Genomic DNA, 16,572 nt, shown 5'->3' on the forward strand with positions numbered 1-16,572 from the left:
AGCGTTAGCAAAAAATAAAGGTTTTATTAAGGAGATAGAAAGCCAGACCTAATATTTAAAATGGCCTCAAATTATTTAGAATATCCAACCTGCATCGCAATTAATTCCCCGAGATGACAATAGGTTACTCATAATTGTCTTTTGCACTCACCAGCGAAAAAGTCTATACCTAAAGCCAATTAATCTATAACAACAATTCCATCCCTTTTTTCACTGCACCGTATTTCTTCACACAGTTGTTCTCAAATTAGATTGCTACACGGGATTGGTCATTATCTGCCGCTTTATCCCCACGCGAAGAATTTAACGCTGTTGCAATAACAGCGCGGACGCTGCACGCCCACTGGAGGAAGTATGAGGTTTACATTAAATCCTATCGCATTAGGGATGTTGGCGGCGCAATTGCTGATCTATCCAGCGATGCAAAGTCAGGCTGTTACGTTGGGGACTTACACACCAGAAAATAATGACAACCAAACCGGTAAAATTACCGTCAGCAGCGGCAATGAAAGTCTGACCGGCAATCAGGCATTCACGGCAGGAACGGATGGCGCGGTCACCACCACGCTCGGGCAAGTGGCGATCACCTCGGGATCGCAGTATCTCAATCAGGATCGCCTGGATCCCGGCCCGCAAAACTTTGCGATCACCACGCCCGATCCCGCAACCGGCACCAACAGCACATTCCAGGTATATAACTCCGCCAGTCTTGTCGCCTTAGCGCCCGTCACCAGCGCCACCAGCGTGCCGGATGTGCAGAACGTCAATGATGCGCAGTACATCGATGCGCGCATTGCGGATGTCACCGGCGGCACGCTGGATGTGAATATCGGCCAGGCGAATGCGCTCAGCAGCGCCAGCACCAACAGCTGGACCATGGCCGCCAAGCAGACACAGCTATTTGATGTGAGCGGCACTGGCACGGTGAACTGGAACAGTAATAACCGCATCAGCTTTTTCGGTGCCACCGCCACGCCGGACGGCGCGGGATCGGCCACCAGCAGCTATCAGGTGCAAAACCTCGCCACCTATAACGGCGCATTCAGCGTGCAGACGCTGGATGGCAAAAGCACCAGCTTTACCGTCACCAACGCCAGCCAGCTGCAAAGCTACAACAACTGGCTGATCGGTCAGCTGCAGGCGGGCAATCTTGATAAAACCCGTTATCTGCCTGAGTTCAATAAAGCTGTCACCTTCACCAATGCCAACATCGTCTACAACGTTAGCGCCACGCCGCCAGACGAGGTGACGCAGGCGATCGGCAATCGCATTGTGATCAATGCCAATGGCGCGGACGCGAGAGTCAATCTGGCGGCGGGTAAAACGCTGGAAGTGGTGGGCGCGACGGGCGGTGCGATCAAAGCCTCCAACGGCGCGCAAGCGGTGATTGATGGCAAACTGGCGAGTCGCGGCAGCATCACCAATAACGGCACGGCGCTGGTGTTAACCGATAACAGCAGTGGAACCAATAATGGGGTAATTAACGGCGGCTTCCTCAATCGTCAGGATGGTACCGGCATTGGTTCGACCGGCTACGGTGCCAACGGCGTAGCCGTGCAAACCGGTAGCACCTTTAACAACAACGGCATCCTCAACCTCGCCACCACCGGCAGCAATTCACAGTATGGCGTGGCGGGCATCAATCTTGGCGTGTCATCCACCGCCAATAACAGCGGCAATATCAACGTCGGCGTCAACGGTTCGAGCGCGCGCGGCACCGCGTCTGGCGTGTTACTGACCGACGCCACTTCCAGCTTCACCAATAACGCCAGCGGCAATATCTACATTGGTCGCGGACCGCAGAACAGCCTGGGTGAAGCGACGGCGGATACCGCGATGAACCAAAGCGGGTTGACCAGCGGTATCGCCCTGGTCGCCAACGGCAACGCGGTTAACAACGGCAACATTACCCTCGGCACGAGAACGCAGAACGCGGCGGGGATGTCAGCGACCGGTGCGAATAACGCCACCATGATCAACACCGGCGCCATCAATGTGAACGGTGCGGCTGCCACCATTCCGCGTGAAAACGTCGGCATGCTGGTGACCAACAGTGCCGGCAACATCAATAACGCGGGTACCATTAACCTGAATGGCGTGAACGGCACCGGCCTGAAAGTGCTGGCGACCAATGGCAACAACGCCAGCGCCACCTCAACCGGCACCATCAACGTGGCAGGCGGCGCCGATCCGGCCAGCGGCACGCGCAACTATGGCGTGTGGGTGGAAGGGCAAGGTGCAACCGGCACGGGGCAGGCCACCGTCGATGGCCCGATCAATCTCAGCGGCAATGGCGCGATCGGCGTACATGCGCGCGGCAATTCCACGGTGACCGTGGATCCGGCTGCCGTGCCGACCTTTTCTAACGGTACCAATCAGATCGCCTTCTTTGCCTACGGCCCCAATGCGCTGATTAACGTGCTGGGCAACAATCCGTTTGATGTGACCACGCAGAACTCCACGCTGTTTCGTGTTGAGCAGGGCGCAGACTTCAACGGTAACGCCTTGTCGCTCACCGCGTCGGGTGCCGGTTCTACCGCCGTGCTCGGCAGCGGCGCAGGCACCGAAGTGAGCAGCGATGCGGCGGTGATCAACGTCAGCGGCAGCGGTGCCAATGGCATTACGGTGGAAGGGGGCGCAACAGGTGTTATTGATGCCGCAACCACCATGAATCTCACCGGTAGCAACGCAATTGGCGCGATCGTTGACGGACAAAAACACGATATCTTTGGCAGAAACAGCGGCTCGCCGGTGACCAGCACCCGCCTGAACTCTGCGGCGTTATTGAATGCGTCACAGAGTGGATTGACCGGTTATCTGGCCCGCAATCGCGCGCAGTTGACCAACAGCGGCGATATCACCTTCAGCGGCGCCAACGCCACCGGCATTCGCGTCGAGAGCGGTGCGACCGGCACCAACAGCGGCAATATCAACATCAACGATGGCGGCACCGGCATCGCGGTGAACAGCGGCAGCAGCACCTTTGCCACCACCGCCAATAACACCGGCACCATCAATGTTAATGGCGGCAGCACCACTAACCGCAGCCGAGGCGTCAGCGCCAGCGGCAATCGCGCGGTAGCCAACCTGAACGGTGGCACGCTGAATCTCAACGGCACCGGCGCGATTGGGGCGGAAGCGCTCAACGGCGCGCTGGTGAATATCGCCGCCGGTTCAGCGCCGGTATTCAATAACAGTGACCAAATTGCCTATCACGCGGCGGGCAGCGGATCGCGCATTAGCTCCGCCACCAATGCGTTAAATATCAACAGTAGCGGCTCAACCGGCTATCGCATTGATGACGGCGCGGCGCTGAGTTTCACCACACCGACCACCCTCACCGCCAGCGCCAGCAGCAGCACCGGCGCGATTATCTCCGGCAGCGGCAGCAGCCTGAATAGCAGCAACGCCAACTTCACCGCCAGCGGCCAGGGCAGCACGGCGATCCGTGCTGAGGGCGGTGCGAACGCCACGCTCGATAGCGGCAGCAGCATCAACCTCAGCGGCAGCAACGCGGTCGGCGTGCTGATTAATAATCTGCGTACCGATTTGAGCAACGCGCTGGATGGCACGTCAGCGGCCACCCGCGTTACCAGCAACGGCAATGTGAGCGGCGCGGGCAATGGCGCGATGGGTTTTGATGTCACTAACGGCGCAGAGTTGGTCAACAACGGCAATGTGAACCTCACCGGCAGCAACAATATTGGGATCCGTTCGCGCGCCGGCAGCACGCTGACCAACAACGGCGTGGTCAACGTAGCCAACGGCACCGGGCTGGATGTCTCCGGCAGCGGCAGCACGCTGGCGAAAGGCGGCACCATCAATGTCGATAACGGTATCGCGGGCGTGCGCATCAGCGACGGCGCGCAGCTGGCGCTTACCGGCAGCGACACGGTGATCACCACGCGCGGCAATGCGCATGGCATTTTGCTGGATAGCGGTGCGTCCGCACTCAGCGCCAGCGACGCCACGGTGAACGTGCTGGGCAGCGGCAACGGCATCGAAAACCGCGCCGAACTAAGCAACGTTGGCCTGAGCAATCTCACCATTAACGTCGGTGACGGCAACGGGATTCGCACCGCCGTGCCATTTGATCCGGCTTCGACGGTGACCACCAACGTCTCCGGCAGCGGCAGCGGCCTGAATATCGCCAATGCCGATGGTTCCACCACCCGCGGCGATCTGACGTTGGGGTCGGGCTATCAATTTAATGTTACCGGCGCAGGCGGCACCGGTATCCGCGCCAATACCACCGGCAATGTCACCACCGCCGCCAACGTCAATATCGACAATGCGGCGGGCGGATCGGCGCTGGTCTCCAGCACGGCGGGCACCATCGTCAATACCGGCAACTTCACCTCCAACAGCCTGACGGCGCCGGTGGTGGATCTGCGCGGCGGTAAAACCATCTTCGAGAACCTCGGCAACATCATCACCGCCAATCCACAAACCGTGGCGGTAGCGGGCAGCAACGCCGATGACGAAATTCTGCTGACCGAAGGCGCGGTGCAGGGCGATATCAATCCGGGCGGCGGATCGGATCGGTTCCGCTGGACGGGCGGAACGCTCAACGGCAGCCTGACCATGGGCAACGACAACAACAACACGGCTGAAGTGAGCAAGGTCGATCTCGGCACCACCTACCATCTCACCAGCGGTAATGGCACCGGCAACACCTTGACCTTCAATCAGATTGGCGCGCGCGGCGGCAGCTTCAGCGCCGACGATCTCAGCAAAGGCGTTAATCTTGGCAGCGGCTGGAGCACCATCAACTTCGCCAATACCCAATGGACACTAACCGATAACCTGCAGCTGGCGCACAGCACCATCAATGTCGATGCGGATTCCACGCTGTATGCCGGCGATAACGTGCATCCGACGCTATCCGGCGGCACCGCCGATTCGCTGCTGGTGAACAACGCCGGTACGCTGGATCTCACCAACGGCGCGGGTTCACCGGGCAACACGCTGGATATTGCTGGCTCGCTGGCGTCGAGCGGCGGCCAGCTCAATCTGGTCACTAATCTCAACCAGGGTGGTGCGCTAAGCAATCAGTTCACTGACCACATTAACGTCACCGGCAATGCCAGCGGTACCACGCTGGTGAATGTGAAACTGGCGGATGCCAGCATCGGCGCACTCACCGATCTCAATCAAAATGGAGGGGTAGAGGGCAACGAAGGGATCTCGCTGGCGCAGGTAGGCGGTAATGCCAGCGCCAACAGCTTCGCGTTGAAGGATGGCTATCTCGGTGCCGGGCCGTGGCAATATCGGCTCTACACCTTTGCACCGGGCAGCAGCGATCCCAGCCAGCGTTTAGTCAGCGGCAGCGGCAATAACTATTGGGATTACCGTCTGGCGAACTACTACGTGTGTGAGGATAGCGCTAACTGTCAGCCGACCTTCGTCACCGATGCCTTTGGCACGCCGCAAAGCTACGATTCGCGTCCGGCGGTGGTGCCGCAGGTGCCATCTTATGTGTCGGCACCGGTTGGCCTGGCCTATTACACCTCGGCGATTATCGACGATCTGCATAAACGTCTTGGTGAACTGCGCCACGAGCAGACACGTCCGCAAGGCAACGGCGGCGAGATGTTCCTGCGCTATATCGGCTCGAACCTGAAGTACAAGAGCGATAAGAGTTTCCGCGACTTCGGTTATGACTTTGACCTCGATTACAGTGCGGTGCAGGTGGGCGGCAATCTGCTGCGACTCGATGGCGAGCAGGATAGCCTGCGCGGCGGTTTAGCCTATACGCGCGGTAATACGCGCATTCGTCCGCATGCGGCCGACGGTTACAGCAGCACCACTTTCGACAGCGACAGCCTGGCGTTTTACGGCACCTGGCAGCGTCAGAGCGGCTTCTATCTGGACGGTGTGTTGTCATTTGACTGGCATCGCGGCGAAACCGATATCGCCCGCACGCAAGAAGTAGCGAAGCTGAAAGGCCACGGCTGGACGGCATCGCTGGAGAGCGGCTATCCGTTTGCGTTGGGCGATGGCTACAAGCTTGAGCCGCAGGCGCAGCTGATGTACATGAAGCTGAATATGAATGATTTCACCGATAAAGACGGCAACAACGTGCGTTATGGCGACTATAACCAAACTATTGGTCGTCTCGGCGCGCGCCTCGATCGTACCTGGACCGACGACAGTAATCGTCAATACACCCCTTATCTGCGCGCGAACTACTACAAAGGTTGGGGCGGCAGCGCAGATACCTCGGTGTCATCGGTGGATAATCCGGCATTTGGCGCCACCTTCAGCAGCGGCAAGTTTGGACAGATGTGGGAAGTGGGCGCCGGCGGCACTGCAACCCTGCAGAAGGATGTTTCATTGTATGCGGAAGCGGATTATCGCAAAGAGATCGCTGGCAATGGTGCTAAAGGGTGGCGGTATAACGTGGGGGTCCGCTGGCAATTCTGATTTCCCTGCGCCCTTTGCGCCGCAGGTGCGTTGGCTGCGCTCGCTCACCCCGGTCACAGAGTTCACTCTGCTCCCGGGGATGAGCGAGCTTGCCGCCTTCCTGCGACACAAATGGCTTTGGGAAATCCCATCTCCCTGCGCCCTTTGCGCTGCAGGTGCGTTGGCTGCAACACAAATGGCTTTGAGACACTCCATTGCCCTTCGCCCTGCAGGTCTGATGAATGCGTTTAAATTAAAGATTGATTTGGTTTATTGTAAAACCCGGTTAATCGATGAGCTAAGTGAAAAAGTGTGAAAGCCGCTGCAAAGCGGCTTTTTTATTGCCCTGAATTTGAAACTGGTGCTAAAGCTCAAGCCGTACGATGCCGAAAAGATAAAAAAGTATTATCGATTGTTTCTTTTCGCCTGCGTATTGCAAGGACACACACATGCGTAACAACCAGCCCGTCACTCAGCGTGAATTCGCTTTTGACGATGACGCCACATTGATGTCGACTACCGATCTCAACAGCTACATCACCTATGCCAACGATGCCTTTATTGAAGTCAGTGGCTTCAGTCCGGAAGAGGTGAATGGCCAGCCACACAACATGGTGCGCCACCCGGATATGCCGCCGGAAGCCTTTGCCGATATGTGGGCGACCCTCAAACAGGGCGAGCCGTGGACGGCGCTGGTGAAAAACCGCCGTAAAAATGGCGATCACTATTGGGTGCGCGCCAACGCCATTCCGGTGGTGCGTGAAGGCAAGGTGCAGGGTTTTATGTCGGTGCGCACCAAGCCGTCGGTGGAGGAGGTTCGCCAGACCGAAGCGCTGTACCGCGACTTCCGCGAAGGGCGCGTCAAAGGACGCCGTTTCCATAAAGGCTTGATGGTCGGCACCGGCTGGCGTCGCCTGGGCTCGATCCTGAAAACTCTGCCGCTGCGCTGGCGCATCCGCTCAACCTTATTAACGCTGCTGCCGCTCTCGGTGATTGGCGTCTGGCTGCTGGGCCTTGCACCTCTCGCCATTGGCTGCTTTGCCGGCGGCATGGCGGGCCTTTTACTGCTGGCGAGTCTGTGGCTGGAGCAGCAAATTTCACGTCCGATGGAGCGCATGTGCCGTCAGGCATTGAGCGTGGCGACCGGCGCCAGCCATAAAGTGGAGCAGATCGATCGCGTTGATGAGATTGGCGTGACGCTGCGCGCCATCGGTCAGCTTGGGCTGATGTTCCGCTGGCTGGTGGATGATGTCAGCGGCCAGGCGATCAACGTGCTGAGCGCCAGCGATGCCATCGCGCGCAGCAACGACGAATTGAGCCGCCGCACCGAACAAGCAGCGGCTAACGTGCAGCAAACCGCCGCCACCATGAACGAAATGACCGCCACGGTGAAGAGCAACACTGATACCGCTAAAGAGGTCAATGGGCTGTCGGAAAACACCAGTCATGCGGCGATCAAAGGCGGCGAAGTGATGCAGGAGATGGTGGGCATGATGGCGGAGATCGCCGACAGCTCGAAGCGCATCGCCAACATCACCAGCGTGATTGACGGTATCGCTTTCCAGACCAATATTCTGGCGCTTAACGCCGCAGTGGAAGCCGCGCGCGCCGGTGAGCAGGGCAAAGGCTTTGCGGTGGTGGCCGGTGAAGTGCGCAATCTCGCGCAACGCAGCGCCAAAGCCGCCAGCGAAATCAAACATCTGGTGGAAACCAGCGCCAGCCGCGTGCAATCGGGCAGCGACCACGCCGATGCCGCTGGGCACACCATGCAGGAGATTGTCGATCAGGTGCAGAATGTCACTGCGCTGATCGCGCAAATCAGCGGCGCGACCGCCGAGCAGGCCATCGCGCTGACGCAGGTCAGCACGGCGGTGGAAGATCTCGACGAAATCACCCATCAAAATGCCGCGCGCGTGGCGGAAAGCGCCGAAGCGTCCGGTCGCATGAAGCATCAGGCCAATCGTCTGGTGGAAGCGATCAGCGTGTTCCGTTAACGCATGTCGCGTTCGGCGCGCAGTGCGCCGGGTGGCGTGCCAACAATGCGTTTGAAGGCGCGGCTAAACGCCGCCAGCGAACCGTAACCGAGGTGGAAGGCAACGCTTTCCACCGCTTCGCCCTCGTTCACGATACGTTCCACCGCCAGCCGCATGCGCAGCTCGGTAAGATAGCGCAGCGGCGTCATGCCGGTTGCCGTCTGGAAGCGCGCGGCAAACACCGAGCGTGAACTGCCGGATTCGCGCGCCAGCCGCTCCACCGTCCAATTTTCGCCGGGTGCGCGATGCATCGCCGCCATCGCCAGGCTGAGACGCGGATCGCGCAGCGCCTGCACCAGGCCGCTGCCTTTGCCGCAGCCGTTCTCCACCCAGCCCCGCACAATTTGCGCCGCCACCACATCCGCCAGCCGCGACAAAATCCCGGCGAAACCGGCTTTGCGCTGCCGCGTTTCGCGCTCCATCGCATCGAGAATCGGCTGAATTTCCGGGTACTGCGCCAGCAGCGTACTCACCAGCATCACATCTGGCATGGTGTGCACCAGCGGCTGCATGCCGCCCAGTTCAAACGCCATGCAGGCGCTGAACAGAATCACATCGCTGTTATCCGGGCAAAGTTCGGTGCTGTCGTCGATGGCACAGACGCTGGCGCAAATCGGGCGGCTATTAAACGTCGAAATGGGTTCGCAAACGGCCTCTTCGCTGGAGATCAGCGCGTGCGGTTTGCCGTGCGGGATCAGCAGCGCATCGCCGGCCTGCAGCGGATAGATCACGCCTGACGCCGAGCGAATCAGTAACGATCCGCGCCCAACAAAATGCAGCTGCGCGCGACCAGGCGCGTCGTCATATTGCAGGCCAAAAGGCGCGTGCAGCGCGATACGCTGGTATTTGACGCCGTACAGGCGCATGCCCATCAGCAATTCACTGGTCAGATCTTCATAGCGGCTCATACCAATCCCAGACGAATAATCAAAAAACAAAGTTTCTGCATCATAGATCGTCTGATGAACAGTCACTATGCTTAACGCTAAATATTTTGTGATGGGGATCACAGATGAGCCTGGATACTGAAATAGTCGAAACACCGTTAGACGTGGATAAACCGGCGTGGGGCGCGGTGTTTGCCATGGCCTTTGGCGTGTTCGGCCTGATTACCGCAGAATTTCTGCCGGTAAGCTTGCTGACGCCGATTGCCGACACGCTACGCATCAGCGAAGGGCAGGCGGGACAAACCGTGACCGTGACTGCGCTGGTGGCGCTGCTCACCAGCCTGGTGATTGGCAACGTTACGCGCCAACTTGATCGTCGCGTGGTGATGCTGGCCTTTACGCTGCTGCTGATTGCCTCCGCGCTGCTGGTGGCCTTTGCCGAGAATCTGCCAATGATTCTGCTGGCCCGCGTGCTGCTGGGCGTGGCGATTGGCGGCTTCTGGACGCTCTCGACCGCGATTACCATGCGTCTGGTGCCGAGCGATCAGGTGCCGCGCGCGCTATCCATCGTGTTTAGCGGTATTTCGCTGGCGACCATTATTGCTGCGCCGCTCGGCAGCTATCTGGGCGGCATTATTGGCTGGCGTAACATCTTCATTCTGACCGCTGCATTAGGCGTGCTGGCGCTGCTGTGGCAGTTCTTCACCTTGCCCGCGATGCCGCCGATTAATAAAGCGCGCAGCGGTGGCGTGCTGGATCTGCTGCGTAAAAGCGTGATGCGCTGGGGCATGCTGGCGGTGATCATGATGTTTACCGGCCACTTCGCCTTCTTTACTTATCTGCGTCCGTTCCTCGAAGGCAGCGCGCAGCTGAACGTCAATCAGCTGTCGCTGGTGCTGCTGGCGTTTGGCGTGGCGAACTTCTTCGGTACTTCGCTGGCGGGATATCTGGTGACGCGTAGCGTATCGCTGACGTTAACCGCGATGGCGCTGGTGATGAGCGTGACCGCGCTGCTGCTGGTGAGTTTCGGCGAGGTGTCGTGGCTGGTCGCGGCGGGCGTGGCGCTGTGGGGCCTGGCGTTTGGTTCGATGCCAACCGGGTGGTCAACGTGGATCTCCCGCGCGGTGCCGGACGATGCGGAATCAGGCGGCGGTTTGCTGGTCGCCACCATTCAGCTGGCGATCACCGCCGGTGCCGCAGCCGGCGGCTGGATGTTTGATTTGCAAGGCGCCGGCGGCGTGTTCCTCGCCAGCGGCGTGCTGATGCTGCTGGCGGCCATCACCATCTTCACCCGCGTTCGTCATCACGGTTAACACCTATGCCATCCGTCGCGGCGCGATAAATCGCGCCGCGATAGCATTATGCGTTCTGGCTATCACAGCCATATATCCTGCCTTTTAATTAAATGTCAGATTTTTAACCCTTTGCACAAAGGTTAACCCAAACGTGCTTTTTATGTTCAAAATATTCGAATGACAACGGCAAATCTCTCCGCTTTTTACTGATCAATTCTGCGCCTATTATATCTCTCAACAAGGCGATGACGCCTTACTCAATCAAACGTACATTAAGGAATTGACCATGAAAACCATCAAAACTTTTGCTGCTGTTGTTGCTCTGACCGTTCTGCCATTCGCGAGCTTTGCGCAAAGCATCACTGCAACCGCTTCAACGCTGGATGGAGCAGAAGCGCAAATCGCTGCTCAGGCGCATGAAGCTGGTGCTTCGTATAAAGTGACCGAAGCCAACTTCAACAACGGCGTGCACATGACTGCTGAACTGACCAAATAAGTTGCATTAACGTTCTGTGCTGACAGGGTGCCTTCGGGCGCCCTGGCGGCGTTGGTAAGCCGATAAAATCCTGTCACTTTCCCTTCGAAATGATTACTATTCTCAAAAAGTAGCACCCTTCGTCGGCTCGCCTCGGGCTGTCTTTTTAACATTGGTTGTAATGTCGGGCTTTCACTTCACTGCCATCAGGCGGTGTTTTTGCTATGGAGAAGTTATGAAGGCGAATAAAAAATCGTGGGCGCTGCGTCCACTGCTGCTGGCAACAGCGCTGTTCTCAACCTCTGCGGTGATGGCGGCGGAGTCTCAGCCGTTGAACCAGGCGATCTCAAAAGGCGCTTACGAGTTGGCGTTCAGCAACAGCGATAATGCGCTGTTCCTGGCGACCGCGCAGAGTACCACCGACAAAAAAGGCGGCACCGTTTATCGTCTCGATCCGCAGGATCTGGCGGTAAAGCAAACCATCAACACCGATCTGCCGACCTTTGGCGCGGCGATCAACCAGAAAACCAACATTCTCTATTTCGGTAACACCCGCGATGCTGCACTGACTGCAGTGGATGCCACCAGCGGCAAGGTGATCAACACGCTGGTGCTGGATGGGCGTCAGCGCAGTGAAACCGTGCGTCCGCTGCAGCCGCGCCAGTTGGCGGTTGATCCGGCGACCGATCGAGTTTACATCACTGGCCTCGGTGAGCAGAGCGTGGTGTGGGTGGTGGATGGCAAAACCCTGCAACTGATCAGCACCGTGCCGAACACCGGCAAAATGGGCACCGGTTTAGCGATCGATTCTGCGGCGCAAAAACTGTACGTCACTAACTCCGATGGCGAACTGGTGACCATCAATACGCGCCTGAACGCGATTGAAAAGCGTCAGAAAATCGATGGCGACAAAGATCACTTCTTCCTCAATATCTCGCTGGATACCAAAGGCCATCGCGCCTTCCTCAGCGACTCAAAACAACCGCAGGTGCTGGTGCTGGATACCCGCACCCAGCAGGTGATCCACAAGATCGATGTGCCGGAATCGCTGGCGGTATTGTTTAATGCCGATCGTGATGAGCTGTACGTCACGCACCGTAAAGCGGGCGAAATCAGCATCATCGACGCCAGCAGTTACCAGGTAAAACGCACGGTGAAAGCGCCGGGCCTGCCAAACAGCCTGGCGCTTTCCGCCGATGGCAAAACCCTGTTTGTCAGCCTCAAGCAGCCGGGTTCACGCAAAGAACCACCAAAAAATCCAGATAGCGTGCTGCGCATCGCTTTATAAGCGGTAATAGTCTGAATTAAAGGGCGGCTTGTGCCGCCCTTTGCATTTCCGCACTTCGCTGCGCCTATTCTTTACGCACATACGCTACCTTGTAGGACGACAACACCAATGGAGAGGATGCAATGAGCCAGTTTTTTATGCATGAGAAAAACGATCTGGTTAACGAAGCCATCGAAGGGGTTTTGCTGAGTACGCCGTGGCACAACCTCAGTCGCCTCGATCTCGGTGATGAGATTCGCGTGGTGGTGCGTTCGGACTGGGATAAAAGCAAAGTGGCGCTGATCTCGGGCGGCGGTTCTGGCCATGAACCGGCGCATGCCGGATTTGTCGGCAAAGGCATGCTGACGGCGGCGGTGTGCGGCGATATCTTCGCCTCGCCGAGCGTCGATGCGGTGTTGAACGCCATTGTTAACGTCACCGGCGATGCCGGTTGCCTGCTGATTGTGAAGAACTATACCGGCGACCGTCTTAACTTCGGACTGGCGGCAGAGAAAGCCAAAAACCTCGGCTACAAAGTTGAGCTGGTGATGGTGCAGGATGATATCGCGCTGCCGGAAAACCCGCAGCCACGCGGCATCGCCGGGACTGTGCTGGTGCACAAAATTGCTGGCTTTGCGGCGGAGCAGGGACAATCGCTGGATGAGGTCAAAGCGCTGGCGCAGCGCGCGATTGATGCCACATCGTCCATCGGTTTGGCTTTTGCCACTTGTCATGTGCCGGGCGAAAAACGCGATGAGCGCGTCGCGCCCGGGCACAGCGAGCTCGGCATGGGCATTCATGGCGAGCCGGGTGTAATCACGCTGGATACGCAAGACAGCCGCCAAATCACCAGCATCATGACCGATAAACTGGCGCAGGCGCTGCCGGACGGCAAGCAAGCGCTGTTGCTGATCAACAATCTCGGTGGCTTCTCGCAGCTGGAGCTGGCGCTGTTAACGCGTGAAGTGTTGCAGTCGCCGCTGGCGGCGCGCATCACGCATCTGCTGGGGCCGGCAACGCTGGTCAGCGCGCTGGATATGAAAGGTTTTTCGCTGACGCTGCTGGCGCTGGAGGAGCCGTTCCTCGAAGCGTTAAACGCGCCGGTTCAGGTGCTGGGTTGGGTGCCGGTGTATGACTTTGCGCCGATCAGCCTGCAACGTGCAGAGAAAATCGGCAGCGTGCTGGATTTTGATGCCTCTGAGAATGCGGAGGTGGCGCGCATCGTCGCCAGCGTCACGCAGACGCTGATCGATCTGGAAAGCGAGCTGAACGCGCTGGATGCCAAAGTGGGCGATGGCGATACCGGCTCAACCTTTGCCGCCGGGGCGAAGAAAATTCAGCGCGGCCTGCAGGAAAAACAGCTGCCGCTGGATGAGCTGCCAACCTTGCTGGCGCTGATTGGCGAGCAGCTGGCGACGGTGATGGGGGGATCGAGCGGCGTGTTGATGTCAATTCTGTTCACCAGCGCCGGCCAGCAGCTGGAAGAGGGCAGCGCGCTGCCGCAGGCCTTGATGCACGGGCTGGAGCGCATGAAACATTACGGCGGCGCGCAGCCGGGTCATCGTACGTTGGTGGATGCGCTGCAACCGGCGCTGGAAGCGTTAGTGGCGGGCGAGTCGCTGGCTGCGGCGGCAGAAGCGGCGCAGAAAGGCGCCGACGCCACTGCGCAGATGCAGAGCGCCAAAGCGGGGCGTTCCGCGTATCTGAACCAGCAGAGTCTGGATGGCGTGAAAGATCCGGGCGCGTATGCGATTGAGAAGGTGTTTGCGGTGTTGGCGGGTTAAACAGAGTGCGCCTGGCCCCTCACCCTCACCCTCACCCTAACCCTCTCCCGCAAGCGGGAGAGGGGACTGACCGAGCACATATTTGACATTTGGCAGCGTCTCCCTCTCCGTGGGAGAGGGCCGGGGTGAGGGCACCAGACCGCACCGCACTACCACCTTACTCCGCGGCTTCGCGCATCATCTCTTCGTGTGGAATATCCTGCAAAATCTGCTCGAAACTGCGCAGACGTTTATAGATCGACATCAGCTCAACCAGCGTCGACCAAGAGGTAATGAGATACTGGAATGACGAACGCACCTGATCAAACACGTTAGTGATTTGGTTCATCATGCCCAACGTAATGGATGCGGTCACAATCGACGGTAACAGTAAAAACAGTCCGAACAGATTATCGACCTGCAGATAAAGAATGCGGGTGATATTAAAGTACAGATAGTGGAAATAGAGGCGGAAATAGTTATGGCGTACGCGGCTAAATAACTCTGCCACCGTTGGCGGAGCCGCCCGATCGGCATGATCCTCCCCGTACACCAGCTCTTTACGATAGGCCGCTTCAACCCGTTGATTGCGGAATTCCAGTCCGGGTAGCTTGATACCTACCAGCGCCAGTAAACCCGTACCAAAAATTGACCACAGCAGGGCGGCGATGACCAGCGCGTAAGGAAGATTGCCAAGAATTGGCACCTCTTTAACGTTGGGTGACAGTGCGACCAACACCGGCAGAAATGCCACCAGCGTCATGATCGCCTGAATAAAATTCACTCCCCAATCTTCCAGTGTGCCGGCGAAGCGCATGGTATCTTCCTGGACACGCTGCGCAGCACCTTCCACGTGGCGTAAGCGTTGCCAGTTATGCATGTAGTAGTTGTTCATCGCAGTACGCCAGCGGAATATCCAGTGGCTGATAAAGAAGGAGCTTATTACACCAATCACTACCGCGATCAGCGCGATACCGAGGAAAGCGGTGAGCTGATGGTAAAATTCCTCAATAGTGACGGCATTCGCCTTGCTCAGCGCTTTTTGGATCATATTGCCAAACGGATTGTACCAGGCATTGATCGCCACGCTCACCTGCACGCTAAACCAGGTAATGAAGATGATTAACGCAGCCCCCCAAACCGACCAGCGCTGCCACGGATGGTTATCAATCACGCGCCACGCTAGCGCAAAGAGGCCGGCAACGATCCAGTAATAGGCGTAAAACCACAGTTGGCTGATGTGAATAAAACGGCTGGCATTGGTTGGCAAAGGTTCGTGCATCGCCGCCTGTAGTGCAGACCAGCGCGCCGGGAAATCACTGAAAAAGCCAAACCAGGCAAAAATCGCCAGCAAACTCCAAATCGCAGCTGAGCTGAAAAACAGCGTTGGCCGCGGAAAAAAGGACTTAAACATAGGCACTCCGCTGTTGTGTGTACGCTTTTATACCGCTTCAGACCTCTATCTGTCTGTTGTGGGTTGTATCTGACGATGTCAGTTTCGCCGCTGCGATGTAAAACGACAGCGGCAATTGTTAAGTAATTAGTGCGAATTTGTTTCTAACAACTAAATTATCCACAGCAATGGTGTTACAATATTTGCACTGTTACCGGTAACAGTGCTGCTGTATCCCTTAAGCTATCAATAAAAAAACAATACAACGCAACTACTTAACTTTCATGCCGCATTATATGTGGTACTGAGGCAATGTCATGTCAGAACAAAAAAATGGTCACACTCGCAGGGATTTTCTGCTGAGAACCATCACCCTGGCGCCGGCAATGGCGGTGGGCAGTACGGCGATGGGCGCACTGGTGGCACCAATGGCCGCTGGGGCAGCAGAACAAAACGCATCACCACAACAGGCGCGTAGCTACCAGCCCACCTGGTTCACCGCCGAAGAGTTTGCCTTTATCACTGCGGCCGTGGCGCGCCTGATCCCTAACGACGAACGCGGTCCTGGCGCACTTGAAGCTGGCGTGCCGGAATTTATCGATCGTCAAATGAACACGCCGTATGCCACCGGTAACAACTGGTACATGCAAGGTCCGTTCAATCCCGATCTGCCAAAAGAGTTGGGTTATCAGCTGCCGCTGGTGCCGCAGCAGATCTACCGTCTCGGCCTCGCCGATGCCGATGGCTGGAGCAAAAAACAGCATGGCAAAGTGTTTGCCGAGCTGACGGGCGAACAGCAGGATGCGCTGCTGACCGCGTTTGAAAGCGGCACGGCCGAGTTCCCGCAGCTGCCGGCGAAAACCTTCTTCTCCTTCCTGCTGCAAAACACCCGCGAGGGCTATTTCAGCGATCCGATCCACGGCGGCAACCAGGGCATGGTGGGCTGGAAGCTGATTGGCTTCCCAGGCGCACGCGCTGACTTTATGGATTGGGTAGAACGCGGCGAACGTTATCCGTTCCCGTCAGTGGATATTCGCGGGGAGAGGACGTAAGC

The 16,572-nt window shown here is 57.7% G+C and carries 9 protein-coding genes; 7 read left to right on the forward strand and 2 right to left on the reverse strand.

Annotation, left to right across the window (positions count from 1 at the left end; all coding sequences use genetic code 11):
* Positions 1-354 precede the first annotated feature (354 nt).
* A complete protein-coding gene (locus P6287_RS01790) occupies positions 355-6,426 on the forward strand; it encodes an autotransporter outer membrane beta-barrel domain-containing protein (protein WP_277974408.1) in 6,072 nt (2,023 codons plus the stop codon).
* A 428-nt stretch (positions 6,427-6,854) separates the two neighbouring features.
* Entirely contained in the window at positions 6,855-8,399 is a 1,545-nt protein-coding gene (locus P6287_RS01795) for a PAS domain-containing methyl-accepting chemotaxis protein (protein ID WP_277974409.1), read from the forward strand.
* On the opposite strand, the gene P6287_RS01800 is transcribed toward P6287_RS01795, so the two are convergent.
* Positions 8,396-9,346 carry an AraC family transcriptional regulator gene (locus tag P6287_RS01800; protein WP_101763127.1) on the reverse strand — a complete coding sequence of 317 codons (951 nt, stop codon included), beginning with the start codon at positions 9,344-9,346 and terminating at the stop codon, positions 8,396-8,398. The two genes, P6287_RS01795 and P6287_RS01800, sit on opposite strands and share 4 nt — an antisense overlap.
* Positions 9,347-9,450: 104 nt before the next feature.
* Here P6287_RS01800 and P6287_RS01805 point away from each other — a divergent pair, with 104 nt between their 5' ends.
* From P6287_RS01805 to P6287_RS01820, 4 genes are all read left to right on the forward strand, one after another.
* Entirely contained in the window at positions 9,451-10,638 is a 1,188-nt protein-coding gene (locus P6287_RS01805) for an MFS transporter (RefSeq protein WP_101763035.1), read from the forward strand.
* A 268-nt stretch (positions 10,639-10,906) separates the two neighbouring features.
* Positions 10,907-11,116 carry a DUF1471 domain-containing protein gene (locus tag P6287_RS01810; protein ID WP_192412651.1) on the forward strand — a complete coding sequence of 70 codons (210 nt, stop codon included), beginning with the start codon at positions 10,907-10,909 and terminating at the stop codon, positions 11,114-11,116.
* Positions 11,117-11,330: 214 nt separating this feature from the next.
* The gene (locus tag P6287_RS01815) at positions 11,331-12,383 is read left to right on the forward strand and encodes a YncE family protein (RefSeq protein ID WP_277974410.1); all 1,053 of its coding nucleotides are present in this window, start codon (positions 11,331-11,333) and stop codon (positions 12,381-12,383) included.
* A 122-nt stretch (positions 12,384-12,505) separates the two neighbouring features.
* Positions 12,506-14,146 carry a dihydroxyacetone kinase subunit DhaK gene (locus P6287_RS01820; protein ID WP_192412647.1) on the forward strand — a complete coding sequence of 547 codons (1,641 nt, stop codon included), beginning with the start codon at positions 12,506-12,508 and terminating at the stop codon, positions 14,144-14,146.
* A gap of 157 nt (positions 14,147-14,303) precedes the next feature.
* Here the strand turns inward: P6287_RS01820 and sbmA are convergent, their stop codons facing one another.
* Positions 14,304-15,539, reverse strand: a complete 1,236-nt coding sequence (sbmA, locus tag P6287_RS01825) for a peptide antibiotic transporter SbmA (protein WP_277974411.1) — start codon at positions 15,537-15,539, stop codon at positions 14,304-14,306.
* A 296-nt stretch (positions 15,540-15,835) separates the two neighbouring features.
* Between sbmA and P6287_RS01830 the strand changes: the two genes are divergently transcribed.
* Positions 15,836-16,570, forward strand: a complete 735-nt coding sequence (locus tag P6287_RS01830; protein ID WP_101762365.1) for a gluconate 2-dehydrogenase subunit 3 family protein — start codon at positions 15,836-15,838, stop codon at positions 16,568-16,570.
* The last annotated feature ends 2 nt before the right edge of the window (positions 16,571-16,572 follow it).

Source organism: Pantoea sp. X85 (assembly GCF_029623675.1).
Taxonomy (GTDB): Bacteria; Pseudomonadota; Gammaproteobacteria; order Enterobacterales; family Enterobacteriaceae; genus Pantoea; species Pantoea leporis.

Excerpts from the sequence above, each read along its gene's own strand:
- P6287_RS01790 (WP_277974408.1), top strand. The coding sequence starts at position 355 with ATGAGGTTTACATTAAATCCTATCGCATTAGGGATGTTGGCGGCGCAA.
- P6287_RS01795 (WP_277974409.1), top strand. The coding sequence starts at position 6,855 with ATGCGTAACAACCAGCCCGTCACTCAGCGTGAATTCGCTTTTGACGAT.
- P6287_RS01800 (WP_101763127.1), bottom strand. The coding sequence starts at position 9,346 with ATGAGCCGCTATGAAGATCTGACCAGTGAATTGCTGATGGGCATGCGC.
- P6287_RS01805 (WP_101763035.1), top strand. The coding sequence starts at position 9,451 with ATGAGCCTGGATACTGAAATAGTCGAAACACCGTTAGACGTGGATAAA.
- P6287_RS01810 (WP_192412651.1), top strand. The coding sequence starts at position 10,907 with ATGAAAACCATCAAAACTTTTGCTGCTGTTGTTGCTCTGACCGTTCTG.
- P6287_RS01815 (WP_277974410.1), top strand. The coding sequence starts at position 11,331 with ATGAAGGCGAATAAAAAATCGTGGGCGCTGCGTCCACTGCTGCTGGCA.
- P6287_RS01820 (WP_192412647.1), top strand. The coding sequence starts at position 12,506 with ATGAGCCAGTTTTTTATGCATGAGAAAAACGATCTGGTTAACGAAGCC.
- sbmA (WP_277974411.1), bottom strand. The coding sequence starts at position 15,539 with ATGTTTAAGTCCTTTTTTCCGCGGCCAACGCTGTTTTTCAGCTCAGCT.
- P6287_RS01830 (WP_101762365.1), top strand. The coding sequence starts at position 15,836 with ATGTCAGAACAAAAAAATGGTCACACTCGCAGGGATTTTCTGCTGAGA.